This is a genomic window from Dokdonella sp. (assembly GCF_035511235.1).
GTDB lineage: Bacteria > Pseudomonadota > Gammaproteobacteria > Xanthomonadales > Rhodanobacteraceae > Dokdonella.
In genome coordinates, this window is the sequence record NZ_DATKFQ010000030.1 from 70,328 (window position 1) to 94,127 (window position 23,800).

At 71.6% G+C, this 23,800-nt stretch carries 18 protein-coding genes; 11 read left to right on the forward strand and 7 right to left on the reverse strand.

The genetic code is table 11. The annotated features are described in order from the left end of the window. Positions 1–13: 13 nt before the first annotated feature. Both VMR06_RS12935 and VMR06_RS12940 read left to right on the forward strand, forming a co-directional pair. Complete coding sequence (locus tag VMR06_RS12935; protein ID WP_325376886.1) at positions 14–931, forward strand: recombination-associated protein RdgC; 918 nt, start codon at positions 14–16, stop codon at positions 929–931. Positions 932–1,113: 182 nt separating this feature from the next. Further along, positions 1,114–1,881, forward strand: a complete 768-nt coding sequence (locus VMR06_RS12940) for a SprT family zinc-dependent metalloprotease (protein ID WP_325376887.1) — start codon at positions 1,114–1,116, stop codon at positions 1,879–1,881. Positions 1,882–2,077: 196 nt separating this feature from the next. Here VMR06_RS12940 and VMR06_RS12945 read toward each other — a convergent pair whose 3' ends face one another. Both VMR06_RS12945 and hemH read right to left on the reverse strand, forming a co-directional pair. Continuing rightward, on the reverse strand, positions 2,078–2,947 hold the full coding sequence (locus tag VMR06_RS12945) for an alpha/beta hydrolase (protein ID WP_325376888.1): 870 nt from the start codon (positions 2,945–2,947) through the stop codon (positions 2,078–2,080). Continuing rightward, on the reverse strand, positions 2,944–3,954 hold the full coding sequence (gene hemH / locus VMR06_RS12950) for a ferrochelatase (RefSeq protein ID WP_325376889.1): 1,011 nt from the start codon (positions 3,952–3,954) through the stop codon (positions 2,944–2,946). The genes VMR06_RS12945 and hemH overlap by 4 nt, the downstream gene beginning before the upstream one ends. A 287-nt stretch (positions 3,955–4,241) precedes the next feature. Here hemH and VMR06_RS12955 point away from each other — a divergent pair, with 287 nt between their 5' ends. The 6 genes from VMR06_RS12955 to VMR06_RS12980 all read left to right on the forward strand — a co-directional run bounded on the left by VMR06_RS12955 (position 4,242) and on the right by VMR06_RS12980 (position 7,901). After that, on the forward strand, positions 4,242–5,060 hold the full coding sequence (locus tag VMR06_RS12955) for a hypothetical protein (protein ID WP_325376891.1): 819 nt from the start codon (positions 4,242–4,244) through the stop codon (positions 5,058–5,060). Positions 5,061–5,149: 89 nt separating this feature from the next. Beyond that, on the forward strand, positions 5,150–5,836 hold the full coding sequence (locus VMR06_RS12960; RefSeq protein ID WP_325376893.1) for a lipid-binding SYLF domain-containing protein: 687 nt from the start codon (positions 5,150–5,152) through the stop codon (positions 5,834–5,836). Between the two features lie 78 nt (positions 5,837–5,914). Then, positions 5,915–6,136: a Sec-independent protein translocase subunit TatA gene (tatA, locus tag VMR06_RS12965; protein WP_325376895.1), complete on the forward strand. Its 222-nt coding sequence runs from the start codon at positions 5,915–5,917 to the stop codon at positions 6,134–6,136. A gap of 9 nt (positions 6,137–6,145) precedes the next feature. After that, a complete protein-coding gene (gene tatB, locus VMR06_RS12970; RefSeq protein WP_325376897.1) occupies positions 6,146–6,523 on the forward strand; it encodes a Sec-independent protein translocase protein TatB in 378 nt (125 codons plus the stop codon). A 45-nt stretch (positions 6,524–6,568) separates the two neighbouring features. Then, positions 6,569–7,324 carry a twin-arginine translocase subunit TatC gene (gene tatC / locus VMR06_RS12975; protein ID WP_325376899.1) on the forward strand — a complete coding sequence of 252 codons (756 nt, stop codon included), beginning with the start codon at positions 6,569–6,571 and terminating at the stop codon, positions 7,322–7,324. A gap of 337 nt (positions 7,325–7,661) precedes the next feature. Further along, entirely contained in the window at positions 7,662–7,901 is a 240-nt protein-coding gene (locus VMR06_RS12980; protein ID WP_325376901.1) for a hypothetical protein, read from the forward strand. A 137-nt stretch (positions 7,902–8,038) separates the two neighbouring features. Here VMR06_RS12980 and VMR06_RS12985 read toward each other — a convergent pair whose 3' ends face one another. Then, a complete protein-coding gene (locus VMR06_RS12985) occupies positions 8,039–9,859 on the reverse strand; it encodes a GspE/PulE family protein (RefSeq protein ID WP_325376903.1) in 1,821 nt (606 codons plus the stop codon). A 72-nt stretch (positions 9,860–9,931) separates the two neighbouring features. Between VMR06_RS12985 and glyQ the strand changes: the two genes are divergently transcribed. Beyond that, positions 9,932–10,837, forward strand: a complete 906-nt coding sequence (glyQ, locus tag VMR06_RS12990) for a glycine--tRNA ligase subunit alpha (RefSeq protein WP_325376906.1) — start codon at positions 9,932–9,934, stop codon at positions 10,835–10,837. Further along, a complete protein-coding gene (glyS, locus tag VMR06_RS12995) occupies positions 10,837–12,999 on the forward strand; it encodes a glycine--tRNA ligase subunit beta (protein ID WP_325376909.1) in 2,163 nt (720 codons plus the stop codon). The genes glyQ and glyS overlap by 1 nt, the downstream gene beginning before the upstream one ends. Positions 13,000–13,204: 205 nt before the next feature. Here glyS and VMR06_RS13000 read toward each other — a convergent pair whose 3' ends face one another. The 4 genes from VMR06_RS13000 to VMR06_RS13015 all read right to left on the reverse strand — a co-directional run bounded on the left by VMR06_RS13000 (position 13,205) and on the right by VMR06_RS13015 (position 22,545). Then, entirely contained in the window at positions 13,205–15,547 is a 2,343-nt protein-coding gene (locus VMR06_RS13000; RefSeq protein ID WP_325376913.1) for a choice-of-anchor D domain-containing protein, read from the reverse strand. Positions 15,548–15,765: 218 nt separating this feature from the next. Then, a complete protein-coding gene (locus VMR06_RS13005) occupies positions 15,766–16,797 on the reverse strand; it encodes a helix-turn-helix domain-containing protein (protein ID WP_325376915.1) in 1,032 nt (343 codons plus the stop codon). 299 nt (positions 16,798–17,096) lie between these two features. After that, entirely contained in the window at positions 17,097–19,502 is a 2,406-nt protein-coding gene (locus tag VMR06_RS13010; RefSeq protein ID WP_325376917.1) for a winged helix-turn-helix domain-containing protein, read from the reverse strand. Between the two features lie 304 nt (positions 19,503–19,806). Then, positions 19,807–22,545 (reverse strand): protein kinase domain-containing protein, encoded by a 2,739-nt coding sequence (locus tag VMR06_RS13015; protein ID WP_325376919.1) that lies wholly within the window; start codon positions 22,543–22,545, stop codon positions 19,807–19,809. Between the two features lie 186 nt (positions 22,546–22,731). Between VMR06_RS13015 and VMR06_RS13020 the strand changes: the two genes are divergently transcribed. Next, positions 22,732–23,800 (forward strand): hypothetical protein (locus VMR06_RS13020; RefSeq protein ID WP_325376921.1); only part of this gene is annotated, 1,069 nt, incomplete at its 3' end.

Below are 23,800 nucleotides of genomic sequence, written 5' to 3' on the forward strand. Positions count from 1 at the left end.
GTACCGAGATGCCATGTTCTTCCGAAACCTGACGCTGTTCCGCTTTCCCGAATCCGCCGCCGAGATGCTCGAGGACCTCGAGACCCGGCTCGAGCCGCAGCGGCTGCGCCCGTGCGGACCGCTCGAACTGTCCACGCGCGGCTTCGTCTCGCCGTTCGGTCGCCAGTCCGAGGCCCTGATGCACCGGATCAACGCCTATACGCTGCTGACGATCGGCGGCGAGGACCGCCTGCTGCCCGGCTCCGTGGTATCCGAGGAGCTGGCCAACCGGATCCAGGCCCTGGCCGCCAAGGAAGGCCGCCGGATCGGCGCGCGCGAACGCAAGCGATTGAAAGAAGAGGTTGTTTCGGAACTCATGCCGCGGGCTTTCATCCGCCCGTCACGTCAGAGTGCTTATCTGGACGCCAAGAACGGGTGGCTCGTCGTCGATACCGCCAGCCGCAAGGTGGCCGAGGAGGCGGTCAGCCAGATCCGCGAGGCGGTGGGCCAGTTTCCGGCCACGCCGATGGCGCCGGAAGAGTCGCCACGGGCCTTGATGACGGACTGGCTGATCCATGGCAAGCTGCCTGCGGGTCTGACGCTCGGCGACGAGTGCGAGCTGCGCGATCCGGTCGAGTCCGGTGCCATCGTCCGATGCCGGCGTCAAGAGCTTGAATCGGACGAGGTGCGGGAGCATCTGAAGACCGGCAAGCAGGTCTATCAGCTCGGTCTGGAATTCGACGAGCGCATGAGTTTCGTGCTCGGCGAAGACCTGACGGTCCGCAAGTTGCGCTTTCTGGATGTCGTGCTGGACGAACTCGGCGAGGAATCGTCCGAGTCGATCCAGGCGGAGATCGACGCGCGTTTCGCGCTGCTGACGCTGGAGCTGGCGCGCCTGTTCGACAAGTTCGGGGATTGGTTTGGTTTACCGCGGCCGGGGAACCGCGACTAGTGGACCGTCGAAAGGCGGCCCGCTGGTGCGATCCAGGACAGGATCGCTCCGGAATCGATCGCGCGAGCGGGCGATTCGGGGGAGAAGGTGCGCAGGCTCGGCCTGCGGCGTTCGATCGGGAGGCGGGCAGGAGTCCGCGTTCTCGACCCGGCTAGCGGACCCGTGTGGGTCATGAGGCAGCGATGACCCTCGAGAACGACAATACCTATCTGGAGCTCGCGACGCAGACCGGCGACACGATCAAGGTCCTGCGCCGCAGCCACCCGCGAGCGCGCCGGCTGCGCCTGACGGTGACGCCGAGCGGCGCCCGCGTGACCTATCCGGAAGGCACCCATCCGGCCCAGGTGTTCGCGTTCCTGCGCAAACACGGCGAATGGCTCGAGCGCAAGCTCGACGAGCTCAATCTCGGCTCGCAGCCGCCGCCGCTGAAGGTCGGTTCGGCGACGGTACTGCCGCTGCGCGGCGAGACCACGCGCCTGTCCTGGCGCGACGGCGCGTATCCGCATATCGAGCACGCCGAGGACCGGCTGATCATCAGCCTGCCGCGGCCGCACCGCCGTGCGCCCGAGGCCGCGCGCGCGCTGCTGCGCTCGTTCCTGGAGGCGCAGATGCGCCGCGACGTCTCGCGCTGGCTGGCGCGCTACACGCCGGAGCTCGGCCTGGCGCCGACCGGCATCCGCGTGCGGCCGCTGAAGAGCCTGTGGGGCAGCCTCGACACGCGCGACGTGGTCACCCTCGATCTCGCGCTCGCGCTGGCACCGCCGGCGGCGCTGCGCTACGTGCTGGTCCACGAGCTGTGCCATCTGCGCATCCGCAACCATTCCAAGCGGTTCTGGAACCTGGTCGAGTCGCTGTATCCGGAATGGGGCGAACAGCGCGACTGGCTGAGGTTCCACGGCCAGGCCCTCAAGGCCGAACTGGGCCGCCTGATCCAGACGCCGGGCGGCTGACGGCCGAGCGGCGTCGCGCTGGCGTCCGATCGCAGCACCGGCCGACGGGGCGTCGCGCCGCAGCTGAAGGCACGGGCGGGCGCCTGCGATCGGCACGTCATGCAGGCGCGCAAACGGTCGGACGGCTCGGCGCATGACCGGTGCTGCCGCTCGCCGCGTCGTCGAAGGCGAATCGCGCGGCGAGCCGCCGGTCGGATCAGCCGCGCGCCGGCCTGCGCGCAAAGAACGCCGACAGCGCCGCGGCGACCGGTTCGGGCCGTTCCAGATGCAGGTGATGGCCGCCGCCGAGCCGCACGATCTCGATGTCCGCGACGCGGGCGGCGCGCCGCTCGATGCCCTCTCGCGGCAGATACGGCGTGTCCGGCTCGGTCAGCACCAGCAGCGTCGGCGCATCGATGCCGCCGAGCACGGCGAGCACCTGGTCCTCGCCGAGCCGTGTCGGCGAGCTCAGCCGCAGGCGCGCATCGCTGGACCAGACGAAGCCGCCCTCGACGCGGCGCAGGCCGCGCTCGACGATCGGCCGGGCGCCGTCCGCGGACAGGCCGCCGGCGGTCAGCCGCGCGGCGATCGCGGCATCGACCGTCTCGAACACGCGCCGGCGGTCGCCGCGTCGGTCGCGGCGCGCCTCGAGCCCGGCGCGCAGACGCGTCGCGGTGTCCTCGTCCGGTGCAGTCAATGGGCCGAGCGCCTCGATCAGCGCGAGCCGGTCGATCCGTTCCGGAAACGCGCCGGCCAGCATGCTGGCCAGCGTGCCGCCGAGCGAATGGCCGAGCAGGTCGATCCGCGGCCGGCCGATCCGGTCGATCACCGCAAGCATCTCGTCGAGAAAGTCGACGTAGTGGTACCAGGTGCCGGGCGGCCGATGTCCGGAACGGCCATGGCCGGCCAGATCGATCGCGATCACGTGGTGACGGCCGGCCAGCAGCGGCGCCAGCCGGTCGAACGAGCCGGCGTTGTCGAGCCAGCCGTGCAGCGCGAGCAGCGGCGGCAGTGCCGGATCGCCCCAGCAGCGCGCCGCGATCGTCAGCTGCGGCAGCTCGAAGACCCGCTCCTCCGGCGCGTTCATGGCGCCGGCGGGCCGCCGAGATGGCGGCCGATCAGCTCGGCGACCAGCGCGACCTGGCCTGCGCCGGCGTCGAGCGCGGGAATGTATTCGTAGCGCGCGCCGCCCGCCGCCAGGAAAAGCTCGCGGTTGGTCATCGCCAGCTCCTCGAGCGTTTCGAGGCAGTCGATCGAGAAGCCCGGCGCGACGATCTGCACGCTGCGCACGCCTTCGGACGGCAGCCGCTCGAGCAGCTGGTCGGTATACGGCCGCAGCCACGGGTCGCGCCCGACCCGCGACTGGAAGCAGGTCAGGATCGGCGGCGCGGCCGGTCCCAGCCGCTGCCGCAGCGCCGCGGCGGTCGCGTGGCACTGCTCGGCGTACGGATCGCCGGCGCGCACGTAGCGCTCCGGGATGCCGTGGAACGACAGCAGCAGCCGGTCGGCCGCGCCATGCGTGCGCCAATGCGCCTCGATCCGCGCGGCGAGCGCCTCGACATAAGCCGGCTCGGTCGCGTAGCCGTCGACGAAGTGCAGTTCCGGCACGCGCCGCCGGCGCCGCAGCTGGCGGCCGAGCTCGTCGAACACCGAGGCGGTCGTGGTCGCCGAATACTGCGGGAACAGCGGCAGCACCAGCAGGCGGCGGATGCCGGCGGCGTCGAGCGCGTCGAGCTGCGCGGCCAGGCTCGGCTCGCGATAGCGCATCGCGTGGCGCACGATCAGATCCGGGCGCCGCGCCTGCACGGCCGCGGCCAGGGCCGCCATCCCGGTCTGCAGCGGCGATCCGGCCTCGGTCCAGATCCGCCGGTACAGCGCGGCCGAGCGCGCCGGGCGGATGCGCAGGATCACGCCGTGCAGGATCGGTAGCCACAGCCAGCGCGGCTGCTCGACGACGCGCGGATCGGACAGGAACTCGGCGAGGTAGCGGCGCACCGCGCGCGGCGTCGGCGCGTCGGGTGTGCCGAGATTGACCAGCAGGACGGCGCTGTCCGGGACGGCGGGGGCAGGGACGGAGGGCGGATCGGAGGTCATGCCGGGCGATGGGCTGGGGCGGAAGTCGGCACCGCGGACGCGTCCGCGGCACGACCGCCCACCCGGGCCGGTGCCGGGGGCGGCGGTTTGTCGCGGCTGGAATTGCTGCTAGACTCGGGCGTGCGCGTGTCGGCGGTTTCCGGATCGGATCCGGGCGCCGGCGCGGGCGACGACTACCCATAACGATAACATCGACCGCCATGCGCATGCGTGCCTGCCTGACCGCAGCCGTGCTTTCCGTCGCCTCGTCGTCTGCCTCCGCGCAGCTGGCGGCGCCGGCGTACGGCGTGGCGTTTCGCGATTTCTACCAGATCGACCTCGGCGCACGCCGGGCGAGCTTCGTCGGCGAAGCCGGCGCGGTCAACGGCCAGGCCGTCGCCCAGGTCCGCGGCCTGACCTACGGACCGGGCGGCGAGATCCTCGCCGTCGTCGGCAACCAGAAGATCGTCGTGCAGCTCGATCCCGCCTCCGGCACGGCCAGCTATCGAGGCACGCTGTCGGGCATGGCGACCGAGGAAGCGCTCGACCTGTCGATGACCTACGCCTGCGACGGCAATCTGTGGATCGCCTCGGCCAACGGCGGTCTCTGGAAGACGCCGCCGAGCGCGATCCATCCGGTCTACGTCGGCAACACCGGCAAGCCGATCACCGGCTTGGCCGCGCGCGGCGACACGCTGTACGCCGCCGCCGGCCGCGACGACAACGGCCTCTATCGCGTCGACACCACCGACGCCAGCGTCGATCGCATCGGCGGCTTCGGCGCCGTACCCAACTACGTCAACGTCGTGGCGATGAGCTTCGGCAGCGACGGCACGCTGTGGGCGACGCTCAACTACAACCCGCCGGCCCTGGTCGACTGGAGCGATCTGGTCAAGATCGATCCGGCCACCGGCGCACTGACCGTGCTCGGCTCGCTCGAGGGCCCGTCGCGGCTGCGCGGCATCTCGATGAACGGCTTCCTCGTCGCGCCGACCGATTGTTCCGATCGCGGCGGTCCGCCCGAGCCGGTACCCACCCCGGTGCGCTCGCCCTGGGCGCTGGCGCTGATGATCGCCGGTCTCGCCCTGGTCGCCGCGTTCGGTCTGCGCCGCCGCCGCCCGGTCTGAGCGTCCCATTCTCTTTTCAGCGGCGGCTCAGCGAAGACTCAGCTCGACCTGATAGCGTGAGCGGATTCCGCTTCCGTCTGGAGTCTGCGATGTCGACCCTCATGCGCACCTGTCTGGCCGCGCTGGCCCTGTTCGCCTTCGTGGCGCTGCCCGCCGCCGCCGGCGAGAAGGAGAACGAGCGCGCCGCCAATGCCGTACGCGTGCTGCAGGAGGTCATGCAGGCGCCCGACAAGGCGATTCCGCGCGATCTGCTGCACAACGCCTACGCGGTCGCGGTGATCCCGGACGTCATCAAGGCCGGCTTCGTGCTCGGCGGGCGTCACGGTTCGGGCCTGCTCTCGATCAAGTCCGCCGACGGCACCTGGTCCAACCCCAGCTACATCAGCATGACCGGCGGCAGCGTCGGCTTCCAGGCCGGCGTGTCCTCGACCGACGTGATCCTGGTGTTTCGCAACCAGCGCGGCGTCGAGTCGATCGTGCACGGCAAGTTCACGATCGGCGCGGACGCCTCGGCGGCCGCCGGCCCGGTCGGCCGGACCGCACAGGCCTCGACCGATGCGCAGCTCAAGGCCGAGATCTACTCGTACTCGCGCGCACGCGGCCTGTTCGCCGGCGTCGCGCTCGACGGCTCGGCGCTGACGATCGACAACAAGGCCAACCAGGCCGTCTACGGCAACGGCGTGACCGCCCGCCGCATCCTCGACGGCGGCGTCAGCAACGTGCCGGCCGCCGTCGTGGACTTCCGCGACCGTCTGGAAGAGTACACTGCGCAGTAATCGTGCCCGCAGCGGCCGGACGCCACGTTCCGGAAAGCCTCGCCGCGGTGCGCGCCACCACGAGATCGAGGTGTATCCATGGGTAGTTTCAGCATCTGGCACTGGCTGATCGTTCTGGTCGTCGTCGCATTGATCTTCGGCACCAAGCGTCTGCGCAACATCGGCGAGGACGTCGGCAGCGCGATCAAGGGTTTCCGCAAGGGCATGCAGGACGGCGACGAGCCGCAGAGCCAGCTCAAGGCCGATCCGCCGCCGGCGGCCGCCAAGACCGCCAGCGAGCAGCGCGACCGCGCCGAATAGGACACCGGCATGTTCGACGTCGGCTTCGGCAAGCTCGCGCTGATCGCGATCGTCGCCCTGCTGGTGCTCGGTCCGGAGCGCCTGCCGCGCGTCGCGCGCACCGCCGGCGCCCTGGTGCGCCGCGCGCGCAACAGCTGGCTCAGCGTGCGCGGCGAGATCGAGCGCGAACTGGCCGCCGAGGACATGAAGCGGCAGGTCGAGGACGCGATGCGCGCCGGCGACGTCCGCGCCGAGGTGGACGCGGCCGCGCAGACGATTCGCCGCAGCGTCGAGCCGGCCGCACCGGCGCCGCTGCCGCCGGCCGGCCCGGCCGCGACTCCCGCCGCGCCGGCGCCCTCCGCCGTCACCGCGCCGGCGCCGCCGCCGGTCGTCGACGAATCGCGCTGACGCCGGTCCGGCGCGGCGCTCCTTCTTCATCTTTTCCGGTACCCCATGCAAGCCGATCCCGGCACCGAAGAGGAACAGTCGTTTCTCACGCATCTGGTCGAGCTGCGCTCGCGCCTGCTCAAGGCCGTCGCCGCGGTACTGGTGGTGCTGGTTGCGCTGCTGCCGTTCTCCAAGCGCGTCTATGCACTGCTGGCGCAGCCGCTGGTCGAGCATCTGCCGGTCGGCGGCAGCATGATCGCGACCGAGGTCGCCTCGCCGTTCCTGGTGCCGCTCAAGCTGTGCTTCTTCGTCGCGCTGTTCCTGGCGATGCCGGTGGTGCTCTACCAGCTGTGGGCGTTCGTCTCGCCGGGCCTGTATCGCCACGAGAAGCGGCTCGCGATGCCGCTGCTGGCCTCGGCGGTCGTGCTGTTCTACATCGGCTGCGCATTCGCGTACTTCCTCGTGCTGCCCGCGGTGTTCACGTTCACGACCGGCATCGCGCCGGAGGGCGTGGCGGTGATGCCCGACATCAGCCGTTTCCTCGATTTCGCGCTGATGCTGTTCCTGGCGTTCGGGCTGTGCTTCGAGGTGCCGGTCGCGCTGATCATCCTGGTCGCGATCGGCGTGGTCACGCCGGCCCAGCTCGCGGCAAACCGCTCCTATGCGATCGTCGGCGCCTTCGTCGTCTCGGCGATCGTCACGCCGCCGGACGTGCTGTCGATGCTGATGCTGGCGATTCCGATGTGTCTGCTCTACGAGCTCGGCATCCTGGTCGCGCGCGCGATCGTACGCAGAGCCGCCGAAGCCGACGCGGCCGAGTGACGGCCGGATGGCGCATCCGGCGGCCGCGAGCCGTCCCGTGCGCTGCATCGCCCGCCGGGCGTGATCGCCGCATCGCCGTAGCGGCCGCGCCCGGCCGGTCGGATGGTCTGGCGCGCTAGCACGGAAGGCCTGCGCCGGCGCGGCGACGCGTCTTGCGCGCGTGGATAGTTACAAAACGTAACAAGTTGACCGGCATCGATCGCCTGCGCGCGCGGATCGCGTCGATATACTGCCGCGCAGCAAGGGATCTGCTCGGCTCGCCGGGCTTCCGGTACGACGGCAGCCGTGACCGCAGGAAACGGGCCGCCTTCGGTGGCCCGTTGCATACTCAGCGACGGTGGATCCCCCCCTGATGAAGAACTCGAATCTCCCCCCGGAAGACGCCCGCGATGCCTCGCTGCGGGTCTCCAAGCGCATGCGCGACAGCCTCAAGGCCGCGGCCGCGGTCATGGGCCGGCCGCTGTACGAGGTCACCAACGAGGCGATCAATCACTACCTCGGCAACCTCAAGCTCGGCGATCCGCTGGTCGCGATCCGCCGCAGCGGCTCGGCGCGCACGCGCAACGCCGCGCGCTGATACCGGCCGCATCCGCCGCCAGCGGCGGCGCGACGGCTCGCCCGACGTCCTGGACGATCAACCCGTGGCGTCCAGTCCCTCCGTTCCACGTTCCCTCGCACCGCTTCGCCGCAGGCGAGGTGCGGTGCCGGCGGCGTTCAGTCGATCGGCGGCAATACCGTGCTGACTTCGGCGATCGTCGTGATGCCGCGTGCCACCTGCGCGGCCGCCGACAGTCGCAGCGGCCGCATGCCGGTCGCCAGGGCTGCCGAGGTCAGCTTGGTCAGGTCCATCTGCGGCTCGATCAGCGCGCGCAGCTTCGGCGTGATGCGCAGCATCTCGTAGAGCCCGGTGCGGCCGAGGAAGCCGGTCTTGCGGCATTCCAGGCAGCCTTTCGGCGCGAACACGCGTTCGGGCGGCGAGATCTTCCAGCCGTGCGTCAGCGCGGTCCAGGCGGCCTCGTCGACCAGCTGCTCGGTCTTGCAGTGCGGGCACAGCGTGCGCACCAGGCGCTGCGCGACCACGCCGGTCAGCGTCGACTGGATCAGGTAGTTCGGCACGCCGAGGTCGAGCAGGCGCGTCATCGCGCTCGGCGCGTCGTTGGTGTGCAGCGTCGAGAGCACCAGATGGCCGGTCAGCGAGGCCTGCACGGCCATCTGCGCGGTTTCCAGGTCGCGGATCTCGCCGACCATGATGATGTCCGGATCCTGGCGCAGCAGCGTGCGCACGCCGGCGGCGAAGTCCAGGTCGATCGCCGGCTGCACCTGCATCTGGTTGAACTCCGGCGAGACCATCTCGATCGGATCCTCGACCGTGCAGACGTTGAGGTCCGGCGTCGCCAGATGCTTGAGCGTGGAGTACAGCGTGGTGGTCTTGCCCGAGCCGGTCGGGCCGGTCACCAGCACGATGCCGTGCGGGCGCTCGACCATCTCGCGCCAGAGCTTCTCCTCGTCCGGCGCGAAGCCGAGCTGGCGGAACTCCTTGACGACGATGTCCGGGTCGAAGATGCGCATGACGATCTTCTCGCCGAACGCGGTCGGCATGCTCGAGATGCGCAGCTCCACCTCGCGGCCGCCCTGCGAGCGCGTCTTGATGCGCCCGTCCTGCGGACGCCGCTTCTCGGCCACGTCCATGCGCGCGAGGATCTTCACGCGCGCGGTGACCGCGGTCATGACCGGCGTCGGCAGCTCGAACACCTTGTGCATGACGCCGTCGATGCGGAAGCGGATCGGACTGGTGTCGCGGCGCGGCTCGAGGTGGATGTCCGAGGCGCGCTGCTCGAACGCGTACTGCAGCAGCCAGTCGACGATGTGCACGACGTGGCGGTCGTCGACGCCGACCTCGCCGGTCTTGCCGAGCTCGACCAGCTGCTCGAAGTTGAGGATCGCGCGGCCGTCGTGCACGTCGGACTTGGCGTCGCGCGCGCGCTGGATCGAGCGCTGCACGCTCCACCATTCGGCCAGGTAGCGGTTGACGTCGATCGGGCTGGAGACCACGCGCTGCACGTCCTTGCGCAGGACGTGGGCGAGGTCGGCATGCCAGCGCTCGTCGAACGGCTCGGGCGTGGCGATCACCACCTGCGACTCGGTCACCGCGACCGGCAGGATCCGGTAGCGCTGCGCGTAGGCATGGCTGATCACCTGGGTGGCGGCGGCGACGTCGATCTTGGTCGGGTCGATCTTCAGATACGGCAGCTGGGCGCGCCGCGCCAGCCACTGCGTCAGCACCTCGACGCTGAGCGGCTTCTCCGGCTCGCGCACGTCGGCCAGCTTGAGGTTGGCGATCAGCACCAGCGGATGCAGCTCGGTCAGGCCGCGCGCGGTGCGCACGTCGGCGCGTACGCGCCTGGCATCGGCTTCGGTGATGACGCCGTCGGCGAGCAGGGCGGCCAGCACGTCGTCGAGCTCCAGCCGGCCGCGCGCCCCGAGCAAGCCGTCCTTGCCGCGTTCCGACGGGTTGCGCTGAGCGTGCGTCGCCATGCCCTCGACCTCGGAAGACCCATGTCCGCGGCTATACTAGCGCGCTTTTTCACTGCAACTGTGAGCCAGTGCATGGCCGGCCCGACCTTCCAGGACGTGATCCAGACCCTCAACCGCTACTGGGCGGAGCAGGGATGCGTATTGATCCAGCCGCTCGACACCGAGGTCGGCGCCGGCACCTTCCATCCGGCCACGTTCCTGCGCTCGCTCGGGCCCGAGCCCTGGGCCGCGGCCTACGTGCAGCCTTCGCGCCGGCCCACCGACGGCCGCTACGGCGACAATCCGAACCGGCTGCAGCACTACTACCAGTACCAGGTCGTGATGAAGCCGAACCCGGACGACATCCTCGACCGCTACATCGGCTCGCTCAAGGCGCTCGGCGTCGATCCGCTGGTGCACGACCTGCGCTTCGTCGAGGACAACTGGGAATCGCCGACGCTCGGCGCCTGGGGCCTGGGCTGGGAGGTCTGGCTCAACGGCATGGAAGTCACGCAGTTCACGTATTTCCAGCAGGCCGGCGGCCTGGAGTGCCGGCCGGTCACCGGCGAGATCACCTACGGGCTGGAGCGCCTGGCGATGTACCTGCAGAACGTCGACAACGTCTACGACCTGGTCTGGACCCAGGCACCGCACGGCACCGTGACCTACGGCGACGTGTTCCATCAGAACGAGGTCGAGCAGAGCACCTACAACTTCGAGCATGCCAACGTGCCCAAGCTGTTCGAGTGGTTCGACACCTGCGAGGCCGAGGCGGCACGCCTGGTCGAGGCCGGCCTGCCGCTGCCGGCCTACGAGCAGGTCATGAAGGCCAGCCACACGTTCAACCTGCTCGACGCGCGCCGCGCGATCAGCGTGACCGAGCGCCAGCGCTACATCCTGCGCGTGCGCACGATCGCCCGCGCGGTCGCCGAGGCCTACTACGCGCAGCGCGAGAAGCTCGGCTTCCCGGGCCTCAAGACCGCTAAGGAGGCCGCGTGATGGCCGGCACCGCTGCGCTGCTGATCGAACTGGGTACCGAGGAGCTGCCGCCGAAGGCGCTCGACGATCTGGCCGTGGCTTTTTCAGAGGCCATCCGTCAAGGTCTAGTCGGAAGAAACATTGATATTTCGGGTCCAGATGATCCGACGCTACAGCGGGGATATCAGTTAGGTCCAAGGCAGACTTACTGCTCTCCTCGTCGTATCGCGGCGTATTTCCCATTCGTTGCTATTCGTCAGAACGACTATCAAGAGACGGCCTGGGGACCCCCGGTAAAAGCTAGTCACGACTTCAATGGAGTGCCTACCAAGGCCCTTGTTGGCTTTATGGCCAAACAAGGCGTTGCAGAATCCGATCTCGTTCGGCTCCGTAAAGTAGATAATTCAGAGTACTTCGGAGTCCGAAGGACCAGAATTGGACGACCCACCGCCGAGCTGATACAGGACATCCTCGACGAGGCGCTCAAGGCGCTGCCGATCCCCAAGCCGATGCGCTGGGGCGCGCACGCGTACGGTTTCGTGCGTCCGGCGCACTGGCTGGTCGTCCTGCACGGCAGCGACGTCGTCGACGCCTCGGTGCTCGGCCTGCGCTCGGGCCGGCAGTCGCGCGGACACCGCTTCCACCATCCGCAGCCGGTGCACGTCGCCGATGCCGATTCGTGGCTCGACGCGCTGCGCGCGGCCAAGGTGCTGGCCGATCCGGCCGAGCGCCGGGCGCGCATCCGCGCCGAGGTCGCGCGTGTCGGCCGCGACACCGGCGGCGAGCCGCGCCTGTCCGACGGCCTGCTCGACGAGATCGCCAATCTGACCGAATGGCCGGTCGCGATCGGCTGCACGTTCGAGCGCGCGTTCCTCGAGGTGCCGGCCGAGGCGCTGGTCACGACGATGGAGACCAACCAGAAGTTCGTGCCGGTGTTCGGCGCCGATGCGCGGCTGACCGAGCATTTCATCGGCATCGCCAACATCGAGTCGAAGGATCCGGCCGAGATCCGCAAGGGCTACGAGCGCGTGATCCGTCCGCGCTTCGCCGATGCCAAGTTCTTCTTCGACGAGGACCGCAAGCAGCCGCTGGAGGCCTATCAGCGCGCGCTCGAGTCGGTCACCTATCAGCAGCAGCTCGGCAGCGTCTGGGACAAGGTCGTGCGCGTGGCCGAGCTGGCGCGCGTGATCGCCAACCGTTGCGGCGTCGACGCCGGTCTCGCCACGCGTGCCGCGGCGCTCGCCAAGTGCGATCTGATGACGCGCATGGTCGGCGAGTTTCCGGAGCTGCAGGGCGTCATGGGCCGCTACTACGCGACCGCCGGCGGCGAGGATGCGGCGGTGGCCGCCGCGCTCGACGAGGTCTATGCGCCGCGCTACGCCGGCGACGCGATCGCGGCCGGTCCGGTCGGCCGCGTGCTCGCGATCGCCGAGCGGCTCGACACGCTGGCCGGTATCTTCGCGGTCGGCCTCAAGCCCAGCGGCAACAAGGATCCGTTCGCGCTGCGCCGCGCCGCGCTCGGTCTGGCGCGCACGCTGATCGAAGGCGGCCTCGACCTCGATCTCCAGGCGCAGATCGCCGAGGCGCTCGCACAGCTGCCGGAAACCGCATTCGCGGGCAAGGACGGCAAGAGCGCCGTCGACGCGGGCACGCGGCGCGATGAGCTGGCGGCCGAACTCTACGAGTTCATCCTCGACCGCCTGCGCGGCTACTACGCCGACCAGGGCATCGGTAGCGAAGCGTTCGAGGCGGTGCGCGTGCTGGCGCCGTCCTCGCTGCTCGACTTCGATCGCCGCCTGCGCGCGGTCGTCGCGTTCGCCGGACTGCCCGAGGCCGAGGCTCTGGCCGCGGCCAACAAGCGCATCGGCAACATCCTGCGCCAGGCCGGCGGCGAGGCGAACGGCGACATCGAGCGCGCGCTGCTCGCCGGCGATGCCGAGACCGGTCTGGTCGACGCATTGGCCGGCGCCGAGCGCGATGCCGCGCCGCTGATCGGCGAGCGCGACTACGTCGGCCTGCTGCGCCGGCTGGCCGCGCTGCGCGGCGCGGTCGACCGCTATTTCGACGAGGTCATGGTGATGGCCGATGATCCGGCCGTGCGCCGCAACCGCCTCGCGGTGCTCGGCCGCCTGCGCGCGCTGTTCCTGCGCGTGGCCGACGTGGCGCTGCTGCAGCGCGGCTGAGCCGCCTGCGCGCGGCTGGGCGACCGGTTCCGGACCGATCCGTCGCTCCGGCTGCCGCCCGGTTCGCGGTGCCGCCGTCCGGCGGCACCGCATCCTCGAAGCCCTGCGTGCGTACACCCGATCGCGCCGCGCCTGCGGCCGTCGCCCGGCATCGGCCTCGGCGACGCATGAGCCCGCACGCGCACGGCCGGCCGAGCCCGGTTCTTCAGTCGAACCCGTTCTGGAAGATCGCCTCGGTACGGCCGGTGCCCGACAGCGGCAGCTCGGCACCGACGCCCTGGTCGGTCATGACCATCAGCGTCTCGTTCTGCGGGCCCGGGCCGATCGGCGCGAAGCGCACCTCGACCGTGCAGCTCTCGCCGGGGCCGAGCATCGGCATGCACGGCATGCCGTCGGCCTCGAACCACGGCAGCACCATGAAGTGGGAAATCTGCGCGAAGCCGCTGCCGGTATTGCGCAGCGTCACCGTGCGCGTCGCGATGGTGCCGGTGGCGACGTTGCCGAAAGCCAGGCTGGCCGGCTCGAACACCAGGGCGGCCGGCTGGCCGTTGCCCGAGCCGGTGCCCGAGACCGGAATCTGTGCCATCGCGCCCTGCGCGGTGGTCAGCGTGATCGTCGTACTGGCCGGACCTTGCGCGCCCGGCGTGAATTCCAGATCGACCACGCAGACCTGACCGCCCAGCAGCCATGGACATTCGGTCTCGGACGAGACGCGGAACGCCGGATCGGACGAGGAGAAATCCAGGTCGGTCAGCAGGCTGGCGCCGATGTTGCGCAGCTGCACCATGCGGCGGCCGATGCCGCCGACCGGCGTCTGGCCGAAGTCGACGCTGTTCTCGACGAAGCGGACGGCCGGGTCGCGCAGCACGCCGCGGCCGGACAGGCCGACGTCGGCTTCGATGACCGGACTGGAGCTGGAGATGTGCAGCGTCGTCGAGACCGGCGACACCGCGATCGGCGTGTAGCGCACCGTGATCGGGCAGCTCGCGCCGGCGGCGATGAAGTCGCAGGCGGTCGCGTCGACCAGGAAGCCCGGCGCGTCCGTGTAGATCATCACGAACATCGCCGAGGCGCTGCCGGTGTTGGTCACCGTGAACGTGCGCGGTGCGCTGGTCGCGCCGATGTCGACGGCGCCGAAGTCGAGCGCGTCCTCCGATACGGTGGCACCCTGCGGCGGCGATACGGCGCTGCCGAGTACGGCCAGATGCGCGGTGGCGCCCTCGAGCGAGCTGGCGCCCCAACTGTCGGCGAGCGCTCCGGTGGCGCCGGGCGCGTAGGTCAGGACGATCTGGCAGCTCGCGCCGGCCGCCAGTGTCGCGCCGCAGGCGCTGCTGTCGACGCTGACGTCGGGGGCCGCTGCGGTGAATGCCAGGCCGGTCGCGGCGCGCGTGCCGGCGTTGTCGAGCGTCACCGTACGCGTCGCGAGGCTGCCGATGCGGACCATCTGAAAGTCGACGTCGGCAGGCGAGAAGCGCAGGCGGTCCGGCGGCGGATCGCGCAGCGCCACCTTGATGACCTGGCCCGGCGCGTCGAGCGTGCCGGCGTAGGCATAGTCGCCGCCGGCGTCGAGCGCGACGCTCAGCACGCCGTTGTCGTCGCCGTCGAGCACCAGCGAATCGGCGACCGCGAACGTGGCGAGGTCCACCTTCAGCAGGCGCGCCGGCTTCGTCGACGTGCCGAAGTAGGCGTACCGGCCGGCGGTGTCGATCGCGGCGGCACCGAGGCCGACCGAGTCGATTCCCATGTGCAGCACCGGGCCCGGCTGGAAGCTCGCCAGGTCGACCTTCGCCACGTACGGCGTGAAGTTCGGATTGGAATAGGTGCCGAAATACGCGGCCGAGCCGTCCGGCGCCATCACCGCCGAGCGAAAGGCGACGACGTGAGCCGGGAACGTGATCATGCCGGCCCACTGGAACGTGTTCAGATCGATCCGCGCGACATTGGCCGGCGCGGTCAGCGTGCCGAGGTAGAGATAGCGGTCGGATGGATCGATGACGGCGGACTGCAGAAAGGTCAGGCCGGTCTGCAGATGGCCGACCACCTGCAGCGTCGTCAGGTCGATCTTGTCGACGCCGCCCTCGTCGGAGCTCGTGTAGCCGTAGCGGCCCATCGCGTCGATCACGAACGTCTGCGGATAATCGCCGATCTGGCCGGTGCCGGTCAGCTGCATCGTCGTGAGATCGACGCGGGCGATCCGCGCGCCGAGCAGGCTGGTGTAGACCACGTAGAGCCGCGTGCCGAGCGGATCGATCAGGCCGATCGCGCCGTCGGCCGAGTCCACGTCGGTGGCGTAGTCGATCTCGGCGACCGGCTGCAGCGTCGCCAGGTCGATCTTGATCAGCGGTGCCGGGCGGGTCGGTGTCGTGCTGGTGACCACGTAGGCCCAGCGGCCGTCGTCGCTGACGAGCACGCGCCGCGCGTGCGGAATGCCGGCACCGACGTCGGTGGCGTCGACGCGTTCCAGTGCGCGCACCTCGCCGGCACCGAGCAGCGTCATCATCAGCAGCAGCAGCGCCAGAAGCAGCAGGCCGCCGTGCCAGGCACGCACGGCGCCTCCGGCCGGCTTTCGATCGAATATCGTGTACATGGAGTCTCCCGAGCGAGCAACGATGGAGCATTCCTCGAGGTCGCGGAATGCGAAGGTGACCGGCGCTCCGTAGAGCGCACCGATCGAGTGTGGAAGTGCCGCCGCTGCGGCGACAAGCGGTCGCGGCGCCGTATTGGCGCCATGGCGCCGATGCGCCACGAGGTCCGGGTGCGGCCCGGTCACGGGCTTTGCGCCTCGCCGGCCCGCTGTGCGGCGAGCCAGCCGGCCTGGAAGCGCGTCCGCGCGCCGAGCCGCTTCATCAGCGCGCCGATCCGCCGGTCCAGCGTGCGCGGCGACAGGCCGAGCACCGCGGCCGTCGTCTTGTCGTTGGAGCCGGCGGCCAGCCGCGTCAGCAGCTGCTGCTCGGTATCGAGCGCGCTGCGCGGGTCGGCACCGGTCCCGGTCAGGTCCGCGGCCGACAGCGGCGCGGCTTGCCGCCAGAGCAGATCGAAATAGTCGCGCAGCGCCTCGAGCAGCGAGGACGCGCGCAGCAGCAGGACCGGTCCGCCGAGCGCCTCCAGCCGCATCGGAATCAGCGCGGCGCTGCCGTCGACGATCAGCAGCTTCAGCGACAGCCCGGAACCCACGCGCACCTCGGCGCCGGCGTCGACGCAGGCGCGCACGCGCTCGAGCACGCCGGGCGCGTCGAACGCCTCGACGTCGATCAGCGTGCGATACGCCACGCCGCGCGCAAGTCCTTCGATCTCGGCCGGATCGATCGTATGCGGGGGGCCGGTGACATACGGCGGCTTGTCCAGACACAGGCATTCGTGCGTCGCATCGCGCTGCATCTCGGCGATCACGCGGCGGACCCGGTCCTCGTCGTCGAGCATCTCGATCGCGTCGTCGCCGGGCGCGACGCGGAACGTCGCCGGGCGAAACTCCTCGATCAGCGCGGCGGCCGCGGCGCCGGCGCGCGCCAGCGCATCGGTCTGGCGGCGGATCAGCGTTTCGAGCACGAGATCGGGCGGCACCGCGCGGTAGCGCCGCGGCCGCTGCCGCGAGGTCGTGATCAGGCCCTTGGCCGAGAGCTCGGCGAGCAGGCCGCGCACGCGCGACGGCGGCACGGTCAGCCGGGCCGCCAGCTCCGGCGCCGAGGCGCCGGTGCAGCGCAGCAGGATCCGGTAGGCCTGTTCCGCGGCCGCGTCGAGACCGAGCACCTCCAGTGCCGGAGACGGCGGGCGATCCTCGGCGGCGATCGATTCGGACATCGTGCGGGGGCTCCCGTCCTGGCGCGGTTGCGCCACGGAACGTTCTTATCCGCTGCTCGCGCGCCGTGCATTCGCCACGGCTAACAGCCGGCTAACAGGCCGGTGATACCTCGCCCGCCGGGCTGCGATGCCGTCGCCGCCACTCGACAAACCCTTGATCTGCGGTCAAACGGTGCGGGCCCTTGCCGGATACGGCGCAACGCGCCGGCGGCGCGCCCGCTGCGGCCGGCGCGCGTGCCGGCCCCGGCCGGGCGATCGGCGAATCGGCGCCCGCGGTCCGATGCGCGCGCGGCGCCGGCTCAGCGCGGCTCCGGAAACTTGCGCAGGGCCGGATCGATCCGGCGCTCGCCGGCCAGCGCATCGGCGCGATCGAGCGCGGCCTGCCAGGCCGCGCGCTGATGCGTCGCGAGGTAGAGCCGCACCTCGAGCACCGCGGCGTCGTAGTTGCGATAGGTGACGTCGCCGAGCAGGCCGACGATCTCGGCGGCGCGGTCGGCGTCGCCCTGCTCGATCAGCCACGGCACGTAGCGTTCGGCGATGCGCAGGCGGTCCCACGGCACCAGGTCCGGCGTCGCCTGTGCGCTCTCGAAGGCTGTCCGTGCCGCCCCGGCATCGCCGCGCGCGACCGCGACCAGGGCCTCGGCAAGCCGTGCATAGGCCGCGACCGGGCGGATCGGCGCGGTGTCGACGAAGGCGCCGAGCGCCGCCGCACTGCGTTCGGCCGCCGCGACGTCGCGAGCGGCCTGCAGCCGCACCCGCAGCAGATGGGTCAGCGCGACATGGCGCGGATCCTCGTCCGGATCGAACAGGTGCTCGATCGCCAGCGTCGCTTCGCGCTCGGCCCGCTCGTCTTCGCCGGACGCGGCCGCGGCGCGCGCGGCCAGGGCATGCGCGAAGTACACGTTGAGGCGGTCGCCGCTGTCGACGATCTGCCGATACGGTCCGGCGATCAGCCCGGCCGCCTCGGCGATGCGTCCGTTGTCGAGCAGCACGTCGGCCAGCGCCAGCTGCATCGACGCGCGCATGCCCGGGTGTTCGATGCGCGCGTCGAGCTCGCGCATGCGCGGCACCTGGGTCAGCGCCGCCTGCGGTTCGGCCATCAGCGTCCAGGCCGCGGCGAGATGGCTGCGGATGACGCCCTCGTGCCAAGCTTCGTGAAACGCCTGCAGACGATCGGCCGCGCGCGACAGCACCGCCGTGCTCTCGGCCAGACGCCCGGTGCGGCGCAGCACGACGCCGACCTGCGCATCGGTGCGGGTGACGCCGAGCCAGTCGCCGCTGGCCGCGAGCAGGACGCGGGCCCGCGCGTACTCGGCGAGGCTCTGCTCGAAACGGCCTTCGGAGCTCGCCAGCGTGCCGAGCTCGCGCCAGGCGCGGCCGAGCTCGTTGCCGCCGTAGGCGCGCCGCTGCAGCAGCTCGATCGTCTGCCGCGCGCAGCGCTCGACCTCGGCGAACGCGCGGCGCTGGTAGTGCACCTGGGCCAGCGCGTTCAGTACGCGTGCGCGCATCACGACCTCGTCGGGCCCCTGCAGGCGCTCGATCAGCGCCTGGAAGCGCTGCCCGGCCGCATCCAGGCGGCCGGTCGCGTATTCCATGCGGCCGAGCTCGTAGGCGAGCGCCGTGGATTCGGGGTGATCGCGTTGCGCCTCGTCGAGCAGGACGCGTGCCTTCTCGGGCTTGCCGTCCAGATAGGTCGCCTGCGCCTGCTTGAGCACGACCGTCAGCGCCGGATCGGATTCGCCGCCGGGCACGAAGACCCCCGCCCCGGCGCCGGCGAGCAGGCGGTCGGCCGCTTCGCGCGCCGCGTCGAGCACCTGCTCGTGCTCGGCCGACACGCCGAGCCGGATCGGCGCCTGGCCATGGACGATCCCGAGCTCGACGCGCCAGCGCGAGCCGACCGCGGTCACGCGCGGCTGCACGATCCAGTTCGCGCCGGCGGTATCGGCCAGTTCGGCCAGCGCGGCCGCATCCAGATGCGCGAGGTCGCGGCCGCGGCTCAGGGCCACGCTGTTGTCGCTGGGTATCGTCGCGCGGCCCGCTCCGTCGAGCCGCTCGGCGACCAGCGCCATCACACCCAGCCGCAGCCAGGCCTGTCCTTCGGCGTGCTCGACGATCGCCGGCAGCACCAGCGCGGGCCGCTGCGCGACCGGCACCGAGGCGGGCGTCCCGGCAACCGTCGGCACGGCCGGTTCCGCCTCGTGGCGGTGCCGGAGCGCCGCCGCCACGACGATGGCGATCAGAATCGCGCTCAGCGCCAGCGCCAGCATCCAGCCGTGGTGCCGGCGCGCCGGCGTGGGCTTCGGCTCCGGCGCGACCGGTTCGGCAGGCGGCGCCGCCGCTTCGATCGCGGCCGCCGGTTCCGGCATGCGATCCGGCTGCGGTTCGACGATCCGTGTCGCCGCGACCCAGTGGTAGCCGAAGCCCGGAATCGTGCGGATCACGCGCTGTTCGTCGCCGCCGTCGTCGAGCAGCTTGCGGGTGCGCGCGAGCAGCTGGGCCAGCACGTTGTCGCCGACCTCGGTCTGGTTCCAGACCGCGGCGATCAGCTCGTCGCGGCCCACCGCGCGCGCGCGCTGCTCGATCAGGTGCAGCACGCAGTCGAAGACGCGAGCCGGCAGCACGCTGACGCCGCCGTCGGGCCGCCAGAGCTGGCGCGTCGCCGTCGACAACCGGAAACCGTCGAATTCGTAGATGCGCCCCGCCATGCCCGTTCGTTCACCGGTCGCCGCGACGGCGCCGTCCATCGGCACGCGAGCAGACCCGACGGCGCGACGGGCCGTCGCCGCAAGCCTAAGCGAAGAAGGGGATGCCGCCTAGCAGGGCGCGATCGGCGCGAAGGCGGCTCGCGACGACCGGACGATCGAGGCATCGCCGCAGCGTGACGCCGCCCGAGCCGGCTGTCCGGCCCTCGTCGCGACGGCGCGGCCAAGCTCCAGATGCGCGCACGCGCGCCGTCGCCCGCCCGCGTCAGCCGCGCCATGCCACGGTACGGCGCCCCGGCGCACGCGGTCAGTCGCGCTGGGCCTCGGCGAGCAGCTGGCCGATCTCCTCGAGCATCTCGCGGTCTGCGCCGCTGCGTTGAAGCGCGTCGTGGCTGGCCTGCAGCAGCGCGACGCCCTCGGCGCGGCGGCCGAGCCGTGCCAGCACCACGCCGCGCGTCGCATCGAGCCGTTCGCGCCAGCCGGCGCTGCCGCCGCCGGCCTGCAATGCATCCGGCGACAGTCCGTCGAGCTGTTCCAGCGCAGCGGCATGGTCGCCGCTCTGGGTCAGGGCCTGCGCGAGGAAGAAGCGGAAGTTCTGCGATGCGCCGTGCGCGGCGCCGTAGCGCTGGCGCAGCCTGCGCTCGGCATCGCGGACATGGGCCAGACCCTGTGCGGTCTGGCCGCAGTAGTACTCCTTGTAGCCGAGATTGCCGACCTCGATCAGCAGCGTCGGACTGTCGTCCGGCCCGGTCCGCCGCATCCGCTCGACGACCTCGCGCGCCGCCTCGAGCGCCGGTACGCACTGTTCGAGCTCGGCGTGGATGCTGGCGACCGTGCTCAGTGCGACCAGGGTCGTGCGATGGTCCGGTCCCAGCGTCGCTTCGTAGGCGGCCAGGCCTTCGCGTGCCTCGCTCAGCGCCTCGGCATGCCGGCCCTGCTGGCGCAGGATCCGTGACAGCAGCAGATGATCGGCGGCGGCGTGGACGCGGCCGCTCCGTGAAGCGCCCAGCAGCGGATCCTGGCGCAGCGCGCGCACGCGCCGCTCGGCGTCGGCGGCGCGGCCGAGCCGCAGCTCGGCATCGGCGAGGCTGGTGCGGATGTGCCGCGCCAGCGGCGCGTCCTGCGGAGCCACCGCGCGCTGCAGCCGGTCGGCGGCGGCGAAGGCCGCATGCATCGGCTCGGCCTGCAGCCGGTACAGATGGTAGGCGCCGCGTGCGAGCGCGGCCTGCAGCGCGGTCTCGCCGCCGGCATCGAGCAGGGCGCCGGCGTCGCGATCGGCGCCGTCGAGCGCGGCCGCGGCGTCCTCGGACCGGCCGAGCACGGCCAGCAGCGGCACCTGCGCGTAGCGCGCGCGCAGGCTCGCCGGATCGGCGCGGCCGCGCTGCGATGCATAGAGCGCCTCGGCGCGCAGCAGATGATCGAGCGCGGACTGATGACGTGCCAGGCCGCGATAGGTGCGCGCCAGTGCCTCGTGCACGCCGGCCTCGGTCAGCGGCGCATCGGCGAAGCGATCGGCGAGACCGGCCGATGCGCGGTCGATCAGGTCGGCGATGCTGGTCTCGGCGGGCACGTCGGCCAGCTCCGGATTGGCGCCGCCGAGCACGTCGTCGTTGAGAAAGGCCTGGATCGCGGCCGACCGCGCGCTCTCGCGCTCGGCGTCCAGCCGCGCGCGGTCGGCCGCGCGGTACTGCCAGGCGCTGAGCGCGAAGCCGATCGTCAGCAGCGCCAGCGCGACGCCGATCCACGGCCGCCGCGCGCGTGCGCGATCGAGTGCGGCGACGGCATCGCGCGCCCGTGCCTCGGCCGCATCGACGCGCTGCCGTTCGGCACGCCGCGCGTCGAGGCGGCGCAGCCGGTCGACCAGTTCGCTGACGCTGCCGAGCCGGCGCTCCGGCACGCCGTCGGTCGCCAGCGCGATGTCCTCGACCAGCAGCGGATCGCCGACGTCGCGTTCCCAGCCCGGCGCCAGCGGCCGGCGCAGATCGCCGACGACGAGCTGGTACAGCACGATGCCGAGCGCGTAGACGTCGCTCTGCACGGTCGGCGTACGGCCGTCGAACAATTCCGGCGCGAGGTAGACGAGCGTGCCCGAGCGCGCATCGGCGGTGAGGTCGTGCGCCGACAGCGTCAGGCCGAGCGCGGTGATGCCGAGCGCGGCCAGACGGTCCGGATCGAGCAGGCGTCCGCTGCCGAAGTCGGTCAGGCGCACCTGCCAGCCGCCGCTGCCGTCGGCCTCGACCAGCACGTTGGCCGGTTTGAGATCCTTGTGCAGCACGCCGACGCCGTGCGCGGCGGCGACGGCCTGGGCGATGCGCACGAAGAACGCGACGCGCTCGGCCGTCGACCAATGGCTCAGCACCGGTTCCTCGGCGGCCCAGTCGATCAGGTTGCGTCCGGCGTAAGCGGATTCGAGGAAGAACGGTTCGGCGTGGAAGTGCCAGTCGATCACGCGGACCAGGTCGTCGCGCTCGCCGAGGCCCTGGCGCAGCACGCGCGACAGCGTCGCCTCGCGCTTGAGCGCGGCCAGCCGCTCGCCGTCGAGTGCGAACTTGTAGACGCGCCGTTCGCCGGTCTTGCCGTGGCGCGCCAGCCAGATCTCGTTGCCGGCGGTGCGGCCGAGCTGCCGTTCCAGCCGGAAATGCTCGCGCGAGGGCACGCGCTGGCCGGCCGCCAGTGCCAGTTCGCTGGCGAGCCGGCGGCCGGCGGCGATGCGCTCGACCGGGCCGGTCAGGCGGTAGCCGACGCGCGGCACGGTGCGGATCTGGACGCCGGCGGTCTCGCCGATCGCGCGGCGCAGCTTGCCGACCGCGGTCGCCAGGACGTGGTCGACCGTGACGCGGCCGGCCCATACCGCGTCGAACAGCTCGTGCTTGGTGACGACCTCGCCGGCATGACGCAGCAGCAGCGCCAGCACCTGCAGCGGCTTGTGCTCGATCGCCGCGAGCGCGCCGGCGACGCGCAGTGTCAGGCGGCTCTCGTCGAACTCGCAGCTGCCGAAGCGCCATCGGTACAGCGGCGCGTCGGGTGTCGCGACAGCGTCGGCCATGCGTCGGCCCGTGCCCCGTCGATCGGTCGAAGACCGCCGATCTTAGCGCGTAGCCATGCCTTGAAGGTTTCTTGAAGACCGCGTGAGGACGCCACGGGCGGTCTGGCCGAGCATCCGGGGCTGGCGGGGCTCGCGTGATCCGGGGGGCCGGACCCGCCGTCTTTTCTCGCATCTGGAGCAGCACACATGGGCCTTTCGGGCATCGCCGGCGTCTTCGTGCGCATCGGTCTTCTCTTTCTCGTCCTGATGCCGCCGGGCTGGACCGCGGCCGCGACGCTGTCGGCCGGCGGCGATCACAGCTGCGCGATCGATGCCGGTGACGGCGCGCTGCGCTGCTGGGGCCGTGGCCAGCTCGGCCAGCTCGGCAACGGACTGACGGTCCACCATGCCGCGCCGAGCCGCGTGGCCGGCAGCGAGACGCTGCACGCGGTCGCCTCCGGCGGCAGCCACAGCTGCGGTCTGACCGCGTCCGGCGGCGTGCGCTGCTGGGGCGACAATGCCTCGGGCCAGCTCGGCGACGGCAGCACGCTGTTCCGGCCGGCGCCGACGCCGGTGAGCGGCCTCGGATCGGGCGTGATCGCGCTCGCGCTCGGCACCGCGCACAGCTGCGCGCTGCTGCAGAGCGGCCAGGTGCAGTGCTGGGGCGAGAGCGACGACGGCCGCCTCGGCAGCGGCCACACCTCCGACCAGACCGCGCCCAATACGGTGATCGGCCTGGCCGGCGCCACCGCGATCAGCGCCGGCGGCGAACACACCTGCGCGCTGCTCGGCGGCGGCGGCGTGGCCTGCTGGGGCGCCAATGCCAGCGGCCAGCTCGGCGATGGCAGCTGGACCGCCCGCACCACGCCGGTGGCCGCCGCGGTCGGCCAGCCGGTGCAGGCGATCGCGGCCGGCGGCATGCATTCCTGCGCGCTCGGCAGCGGCGGCGCGGTGCTGTGCTGGGGCCGCAACGTGTCCGGCCAGCTCGGCGACGGCACCGGCACCAACCGCAATCTGCCGGTCGTCGCCGACGGCCTGGCCGGCGGCGCGACGCGGCTGGCGGCCGGCGGTGCGCACAGCTGCGCGCTGGCCGCGGGTGCCCAGCTGCGCTGCTGGGGCTACAACAACGACGGCCAGCTCGGCGACGGTACTACCGCCAGCGCGAACCGTCCGGTCGCGGTCGCCGGCCTGTCCGGACCGGTGCTCGAGCTCGCCGCCGGCACCGACCATACCTGCGTGCGCGGCAGCGCCAATGCGATCCGCTGCTGGGGCAGCA

What these genes read in the sequence shown, in the direction of transcription:
- VMR06_RS12935 (WP_325376886.1), top strand. Translation starts at nt 14, where the DNA reads ATGTTCTTCCGAAACCTGACGCTGTTCCGCTTTCCCGAATCCGCCGCC.
- VMR06_RS12940 (WP_325376887.1), top strand. Translation starts at nt 1,114, where the DNA reads ATGACCCTCGAGAACGACAATACCTATCTGGAGCTCGCGACGCAGACC.
- VMR06_RS12945 (WP_325376888.1), bottom strand. Translation starts at nt 2,947, where the DNA reads ATGAACGCGCCGGAGGAGCGGGTCTTCGAGCTGCCGCAGCTGACGATC.
- hemH (WP_325376889.1), bottom strand. Translation starts at nt 3,954, where the DNA reads ATGACCTCCGATCCGCCCTCCGTCCCTGCCCCCGCCGTCCCGGACAGC.
- VMR06_RS12960 (WP_325376893.1), top strand. Translation starts at nt 5,150, where the DNA reads ATGTCGACCCTCATGCGCACCTGTCTGGCCGCGCTGGCCCTGTTCGCC.
- tatA (WP_325376895.1), top strand. Translation starts at nt 5,915, where the DNA reads ATGGGTAGTTTCAGCATCTGGCACTGGCTGATCGTTCTGGTCGTCGTC.
- tatB (WP_325376897.1), top strand. Translation starts at nt 6,146, where the DNA reads ATGTTCGACGTCGGCTTCGGCAAGCTCGCGCTGATCGCGATCGTCGCC.
- tatC (WP_325376899.1), top strand. Translation starts at nt 6,569, where the DNA reads ATGCAAGCCGATCCCGGCACCGAAGAGGAACAGTCGTTTCTCACGCAT.
- VMR06_RS12985 (WP_325376903.1), bottom strand. Translation starts at nt 9,859, where the DNA reads ATGGCGACGCACGCTCAGCGCAACCCGTCGGAACGCGGCAAGGACGGC.
- glyQ (WP_325376906.1), top strand. Translation starts at nt 9,932, where the DNA reads ATGGCCGGCCCGACCTTCCAGGACGTGATCCAGACCCTCAACCGCTAC.
- glyS (WP_325376909.1), top strand. Translation starts at nt 10,837, where the DNA reads ATGGCCGGCACCGCTGCGCTGCTGATCGAACTGGGTACCGAGGAGCTG.
- VMR06_RS13005 (WP_325376915.1), bottom strand. Translation starts at nt 16,797, where the DNA reads ATGTCCGAATCGATCGCCGCCGAGGATCGCCCGCCGTCTCCGGCACTG.
- VMR06_RS13010 (WP_325376917.1), bottom strand. Translation starts at nt 19,502, where the DNA reads ATGGCGGGGCGCATCTACGAATTCGACGGTTTCCGGTTGTCGACGGCG.
- VMR06_RS13015 (WP_325376919.1), bottom strand. Translation starts at nt 22,545, where the DNA reads ATGGCCGACGCTGTCGCGACACCCGACGCGCCGCTGTACCGATGGCGC.